Source organism: Protofrankia sp. Cas8, from assembly GCF_963555845.1.
Lineage (GTDB): Bacteria > Actinomycetota > Actinomycetes > Frankiales > Frankiaceae > Protofrankia.
On sequence record NZ_CAUVXI010000304.1, the window covers coordinates 1 to 4657 of the forward strand.

General features: G+C 68.0%; 3 protein-coding genes. All 3 read left to right on the forward strand.

Annotation, left to right across the window (positions count from 1 at the left end; all coding sequences use genetic code 11):
• The coding region (locus U9977_RS25810) for a sodium/proton-translocating pyrophosphatase (RefSeq protein ID WP_322751883.1) at positions 1-573 on the forward strand (573 nt) is incomplete at its 5' end.
• Positions 574-994: 421 nt separating this feature from the next.
• Positions 995-4081: a type I DNA topoisomerase gene (gene topA / locus U9977_RS25815; protein WP_322751884.1), complete on the forward strand. Its 3087-nt coding sequence runs from the start codon at positions 995-997 to the stop codon at positions 4079-4081.
• Positions 4081-4657: MFS transporter (locus tag U9977_RS25820; RefSeq protein ID WP_322751885.1), on the forward strand; the 577-nt coding region annotated here is incomplete at its 3' end. The genes topA and U9977_RS25820, both read left to right, overlap by 1 nt.

Here is a 4657-nt window from a genome sequence, read left to right on the forward strand (position 1 = left end):
ATCATGGCCGGCACCGAGAAGCCCGACTACGGTGCCGTCGTCGACATCTGCACCCGGGACTCCCTACAGGAGTTGATCACTCCAGGCACGCTTGCGGTTCTCGCTCCGATCGCAGTTGGCTTCGGCCTCGGTTACCCGCCACTGGGTGCATACCTTGCCGGAGCGATCGCCGGCGGCGTCCTCATGGCCGTCTTTCTCTCGAACTCCGGTGGGGCCTGGGATAATGCGAAGAAATTCGTCGAGGACGGCAACTACGGCGGCAAGGGTTCCGATGTCCACGCCGCCACGGTCATCGGCGATACCGTCGGTGATCCGTTCAAGGACACCGCGGGGCCTTCAATCAATCCTTTGATCAAGGTAATGAACCTGGTCAGCCTGCTGATCGCACCATCTGTGGTGAAGTACTCGGTTGGTGCTGGCGAGAACAAACCACTACGGATCGCCATCGCACTCGTGGTTGTCGCGGTGATTGCCGCAGTGATCATCTATTCGAAGCGACGCAGTACCGCCCTGGCGGTTGTACCGTCAGTGACCGAACAGCGCGCAGCCGCCAATCCAAAGGCAACGGTGTAGCCCATCTCTTCGACGGCCTCCGCCCGGCCCACGGTCGGAGGCGCAACCACCACCATCGCGGAGCGCGGCTATCCACCGGCGGCGATTAAGAGCGGTTCGAGGCCGCCTGGTCGGACACCGACAGACCTGTGGGCGCGACACGGCGTACGGTCACCTGCGGCGTCCACAACACCGGACGCCGCAGGGGCCGCCGCGCGGCCGGCTGACATACCGGTGCGTGTCGACCTACTGTCGAGACATGGACCCGGGGCTTGGCAATGAGCCCAGGGCCGGTTTCCACCGGCGATTCAGCCGTCCGCACCACGCCCGACGCACCACGCCCGACGCAGCACACCCGACGCAGCACACCCGACGCAGCACACCCGACGCACCACGAGCCGCAATGCCGAAGTCGAACCACCCCCCTGCAACGAGGAGAGAAGTGCCCCCGCGCACGAAGCCGACAAACAGCGGGACGCGCCGGTCGAGCGCCGGGTCATCGACACCCGTCGTCGAACCCACGGCTTTCGACACCGGCGCCGCGCCCCACACGGACGCCCACACCGACGCCCAGACGGACGCCCAGACGGACACGGACATGTCCGGCAACGGCGCCGCGTCCCGTCCCAGCACACGTACGAACACGCGTGGTAGCCAATCCGGCACCTCGACGAGCACTCCCACCACGACCGGAACCCGGCTGGTGATCGTCGAGTCGCCCGCGAAGGCGAAGACCATCGCCGGATACCTCGGCCCCGGCTGGCAGGTCGAGTCCAGTATCGGGCACATCCGGGACCTGCCGCGTAACGCCGAGGAGGTGCCGGTCGCGTACAAGAGCAAACCGTGGGCGCGGCTCGGGGTGGACGTCGACAACGGCTTCGCGCCGCTCTACGTCGTTACCCCCAACAAGAAATCCCAGGTCAGCAAGCTCAAAGCCCTGGTCAAGGACGCCAGCGAGCTCTACCTCGCCACAGATGAGGACCGCGAGGGCGAGGCGATCGCCTGGCACCTGCTGCAGACGCTGAAGCCGACCGTGCCGGTGAAGCGAATGGTCTTCCACGAGATCACGCCGCAGGCCATCCAGCGAGCGGTGGACAACCCGCGCGAGATCAACGAGAACCTCGTCAACGCCCAGGAAACGCGGCGAATCCTCGACCGGCTCTACGGCTACGAGGTCAGCCCGGTGCTGTGGAAGAAGGTGATGCCGAGGCTGTCGGCGGGCCGGGTTCAGAGCGTGGCAACCCGCATCCTGGTGGAACGCGAACGCGCCCGGATGCGCTTCACCTCGGCCGAGTACTGGAACATCGAAGGTGTCTTCGGTGCGCTGGCCACGGGTGAGGGTGGTTCGCAGGACCGGGCCGCAGCCACCCAGGCACCCGACGCCACTCCACTGCCGGCGAACCTGGTCGCGCTCGACGGCCGCCGACTGGCCACCGGACGCGACTTCGCCGCCTCCGGCGAGCTCACCTCCGCGGACGTGGTGCGGCTCGACGAGCCCGCGGCGCGCGCCCTGGCCGGCCGGCTCGCCGACGCCGTCTTCACGGTCCGGTCGGTGGAGACCAAGCCGTACCGCCGCTCGCCCTACCCGCCGTTCATGACGTCCACCCTGCAGCAGGAGGCCGGCCGCAAACTGCGCTTCTCCAGCCAACGAACGATGCAGGTGGCACAGAAGCTGTACGAAAACGGCTACATCACCTATATGCGTACGGACTCGACGAACCTGTCCGAAACCGCGCTCGCCGCCGCCCGGGACCAGGCCCGGACTCTCTACGGGCCGCAGTACGTGCCCGAGCGGCCCCGCACCTACACGAAGAAGGTCAAGAACGCCCAGGAAGCGCACGAGGCGATCCGTCCGGCCGGGGATCACTTCCAGACCCCCGGTGAGGTGCGCACCGCGCTCCGAGACGACATCGACGGCTATCGGCTCTACGAACTGATCTGGCGGCGGACAGTCGCCAGCCAGATGGCTGACGCCCTCGGTACGTCGGCGACGATCCGGCTCGGTGGGGCATCCAGCGCCGGGGAGGACGCCGAGTTCTCGGCATCGGGAAAGGTCATCACCTTCCCGGGCTTCCTGCGCGCCTACGTCGAGGGTGCCGACGACCCCGATGCGGAGCTTGAGGACCGTGAACGCCGCCTGCCAGACGTCCGCCAGGGCGACCGATTGGCCACCCACGAGCTGAACCCGCGCGGGCATACCACCAACCCGCCGCCGCGCTTCACCGAGGCGAGCCTGGTCAAGACCCTCGAGGAACTCGGCATCGGGCGACCGTCCACCTACGCATCGATCATCGGGACGATCCAGGACCGCGGTTACGTGTGGAAAAAGGGCAGCGCGCTGATCCCCAGTTTCGTCGCGTTCGCTGTCGTCGGCCTGCTGGAAGACCATTTCGGCCGGCTGGTCGACTACCGCTTCACCGCCTCGATGGAAGACGATCTCGACGCCATCGCGGCCGGTACGTCGGCGTCGATCGACTGGCTGACCCGCTTCTACTTCGGCTCGGACGCGGGCCAGCCCGGCGGTGTCGCGCGTTCGGGTGGCCTCAAGCACCTGGTCAGCGAGCGGCTCGGGGAGATCGACGCCCGCGAGGTGAACTCGATCCCGCTGGGTACGGCGGACGACGACCAACCCGTAATGATCCGAGTCGGCAAATACGGCCCGTATGTCCAACACGGCGACCAGCGGGCCAGCGTCCCCGAAGATCTTGCTCCAGACGAACTCACCGTGGCCAGGGCGATGGAGCTGCTCGGCGCGCCGAGCGGGGACCGGCCCCTTGGCACCGACCCGGCCAGCGGCGCGGCCGTCACTGTCAAGATCGGACGTTTCGGTCCGTACGTCAGCACGGACGAAGACCCGCCGCGCCGGGCGAGCCTGCTGGCCACGATGTCCCCCGAGACGGTCACCCTCACCGAAGCCCTCAAGCTGCTCACCCTGCCCCGATCACTGGGCGTTGCCCAGGACGGCGAAGAGGTGACGGCCCAGAATGGCCGGTACGGACCGTACGTCAAGAAGGGGTCGGAGAGCCGGTCGCTGGAGTCGGAGGAGCAGCTGTTCAGCGTGACGTTGGATGAGGCACTGGCGCTGATCGCCCAGCCGAAGGCACGGGGACGCAGGCAAGCCGCGCAGAGCCCGCCCCTGCGCGAACTGGGCGCAGATCCTGCCACCGGTGCGCCGATGGTGCTGCGTGAGGGCCGGTTCGGCCCGTACGTCACCGACGGTGAGACAAACGCGAGCCTGCGCAAAGGCGATGAGGTCGCGTCGATCACCGTGGAACGGGCAGCCGAACTGCTCGCCGACCGCCGGGCCCGCGGACCGGCGACGCCCAGACGGCGGACGGCCCGCGCCGCCGGATCAGGCAGCGCCGCCGGATCAGGCAGCAAGGAGCCGGCCGCTCCGAAGACCGGCACCACGAAACGGGCCACCACCAGGAAAGCCCCGGCCAAGAAGGCCGCCACCGAGAAGACCACGACCGGACCGGACGCCGGCACGTCCAGCGCCCCGTCAACCCAGCCGCGCCGGACGGACTGATGGGCATTCCGGTAGACGGCGACGCCGGCCCGCCACGCTCGCAGACGACCCCACTGGTGTCGTCGGATGTCGGCGGGCCGTCTACCGGCAGCACGGCGCCACTCGCCAGGCCTGATGATCCGCATCAGCACACCGAAGGAGATTTTCGCGCGGTCCTGCGGATCGCGCAGTTCCGCCGGCTCTGGCTGGCGCTGGCCCTGTCCAGCCTGGGTGACTGGATGGGCCTGCTCGCGACGACGGCCCTGGCCAGCTCGTTGCGAGCGAGCTTCTCCGACAAGGCGTTCGCCATCGGCTCCGTACTGATCGTCCGACTGCTGCCCGCGCTGATCCTCGGACCGTTCGCCGGTGTCGTGGCCGACCGGCTCGACCGGCGGTTGACGATGGTCGTCGCGGACATCCTGCGATTCGGGTTGTTCCTGTCCATCCCATTGGTTGGGACGCTGACCTGGCTGCTCATCGCGTCACTCCTGATCGAGTGCGTGAGCCTGTTCTGGAACCCGGCCAAGGACGCGAGCGTGCCGAACCTGGTACCCGCGCGCCGGCTCGCGGCGGCGAACACGCTGAGTCTGATCACCA